General features: G+C 72.3%; 1 protein-coding gene. It reads right to left on the bottom strand.

Annotated features, from left to right (window positions below; all coding sequences use genetic code 11):
- Window positions 1-278: hypothetical protein (locus EE949_RS08305; RefSeq protein WP_206335694.1), on the bottom strand; the 278-nt coding region annotated here is incomplete at both ends.

Here is a 278-nt window from a genome sequence, read left to right as displayed (position 1 = left end):
GAGTAGTCCAGCGCCTTCTGCCCGACCGGCGTCGAGCCGACGAAGGCCCCGTACCAGGTGTCCATCGGGCGGTTCGCGGCGTCCCAGCGGATCTCGACGTACCAGCCGCCGTGGTCGGTGCAGACCAGCGACGGGGTGGTGTCGACGGTCGCCGCCGGGGTGGTCAGGGTGAAGCCGCCCGCGACGACGCCCGAGGTCCAGGTGCCGCTCGTGACGGTGAGGTTGACGTTCACCTTGGCGGTCGAGCCGGCCGGGGCCGACGACTGCAGGGTGCTGCG

Origin of the sequence: Pseudomonas viridiflava (assembly GCF_900602065.1) — a bacterium.
GTDB lineage: Bacteria > Pseudomonadota > Gammaproteobacteria > Pseudomonadales > Pseudomonadaceae > Aquipseudomonas.
The sequence above is the reverse complement of the archived record's forward strand: the minus strand, read 5'-3'. Positions and strand labels throughout refer to the sequence as shown.